This is a genomic window from Ferrovum myxofaciens (assembly GCF_000735045.1).
GTDB lineage: Bacteria > Pseudomonadota > Gammaproteobacteria > Burkholderiales > Ferrovaceae > Ferrovum > Ferrovum myxofaciens.
Genome location: NZ_JPOQ01000139.1, coordinates 1 through 1,901 on the forward strand (window position 1 = coordinate 1; position 1,901 = coordinate 1,901).

Sequence of the window (1,901 nt, forward strand, 5' to 3'; positions counted from 1 at the left end):
TGGACGGAGACGGCTTGGAGGGAACCGTGACTTCGGCAGGTGTGGATTCCTCAACGACGGCATCCACCAGCGTGACTACAGAGAACGCTTCCCCGAGGGTTTTCGAGGCTTTGACCTTGCGCGCTTTTTTCTCCGATCTTTTTAACTTCTTGGCGGATTTGTTTTCCGCCTTTTTGGCTTTCTTGCCTTTTTTCTCTTTCCCTATGTCTGAACTGCCCTTGGATTTTTCCTTTTTGGCAGCCTTTTTCTTATTCTTTTTGAGCACCAAAAGCGCTTCGGACTCGGGAGACTGCAGAGCAGAGGAGGATTTCTTTGCGGCGACCATGATGAACTCCTGCATGAGAAGAGTAAGGGTCATTGTAGGCCGAATTCCCCTTTTCGTATAGATAGAGGCGAAGAAAAGGGGCGTGAATCAGGACAATTCATGTTGGATCAAGTCTGCATAGGTTTCCCGGCGGCGGATCACGGTGGTCTGGGACCCATGGACCAGTACCTCAGGGATGAGCGGGCGAGCATTGTAACGAGAAGACATGGAGGCACCATAGGCGCCGCAGGAAAGAATGGCCAGCAGGTCACCCGCCTGTACGTCCAGTGTACGTCCTGTACCCAGCACATCACTGGATTCGCAGACGGGACCCACGATATCCACTTTTTGATCCGTTTTTCGGGGCGCATCGACGGGCACGATTTCATGCCAGGCCTGGTACAGGGAGGGTCGCATCAAATCGTTCATGCCAGCATCCACAATCACCAATTGACGTTCCGGAATGGTTTTCAGGTACTCCACACGAGTAAGGAGTAGACCGGCATTACCGACGATACGTCGTCCGGGCTCAAAGAGCAGGCGTCCCTGGAACTGGTTGAAACGCGGTTTCAATGCAGTTGCATAGGCGGAAAGGGAGAGAGGATCTTCATCACGGTAACAAATACCTACGCCGCCTCCCAGATCGATGTGCTCCAAGGGGATACCTTCTGCGGCGAGTTGGTGCACGAGTTCGAGAATTTTATCGGTGGCTTCAAGAAAAGGTTCCAGCGTGGTGATCTGGGATCCGATATGACAGTCGATTCCAACGATTTTCAGGTGAGGAAGTTTCTGCGCTTTCCGATAAAGGGCCAACGCAGTGGTTGCGGGTACGCCGAATTTGCTGGTACGTAATCCTGTGGCGATGTAGGGGTGAGTCCGCGCATCAACCTCCGGATTGACCCTGAGTGAGATGGGTGCAGTCATTTCCAACCGAGTGGCACGTTCGGATAGTCGCTGGAGTTCGGCGGCGGATTCTACGTTGAAACAGAGGATACCCGCCTTCAATGCTTCATCGATCTCCCGTTCGGACTTGGCAACCCCTGAAAATACGATGCGGCGCGGATCTCCACCAGCCTGCAGCACGCGGAATAATTCTCCACCGGACACGATATCGAAACCGGCACCCTGCGCGGCGAGGAGACGTAGAAGAGACAGGTTGGCATTGGCCTTGACGGCATAGCAGACAAGGGTATCAAAGGATTGAAAGGCATCCCGGTACTCCTGGTAAGACTGGAGCAGGGCGGATTGAGAGTACACATAGCACGGAGTCCCGTAGCGTTCGGCAATCTCGTTCAAAGAAACCGACTCCAGCATCAGGGTGTCATTGGTGGGCGCACGGTATGGGCCAAAAGCAGTAAGAGGTGGGGACATGGCGATTTGCGTCAAGGAGAGTTTTGGGGTGCGGCAGGATTGGGGGAAGGAGAAGAGGGAGAAGTTCCCGAAGGTGCAGGAGCAGGGATCGTGGGTTCCGAAGACGGTGTTGGCGCTGGCACGGTGGCTGAAACCGGCGTTTGTCCGGGCGGCAAATAGAGCCCTCCTTTGAGTCCGCACCCCCACAGGGGCAGGCAAAGCAAACCCCACAATGTCCAGCATCCTG

At 54.6% G+C, this 1,901-nt stretch carries 1 protein-coding gene and 1 pseudogene; both read right to left on the reverse strand.

What is annotated here, in order from left to right; genetic code table 11:
• Window positions 1-325 (reverse strand): annotated as a pseudogene (locus IV91_RS0111740) (hypothetical protein); the annotation flags it as partial.
• Window positions 326-412: 87 nt separating this feature from the next.
• Window positions 413-1,897, reverse strand: coding sequence for a diaminopimelate decarboxylase (gene lysA, locus IV91_RS0111745; RefSeq protein WP_233418456.1), 1,485 nt, complete (start codon window positions 1,895-1,897; stop codon window positions 413-415).
• Window positions 1,898-1,901 lie beyond the last annotated feature (4 nt).

Excerpts from the sequence above, each read along its gene's own strand:
- lysA (WP_233418456.1), bottom strand. The coding sequence starts at position 1,897 with ATGCTGGACATTGTGGGGTTTGCTTTGCCTGCCCCTGTGGGGGTGCGG.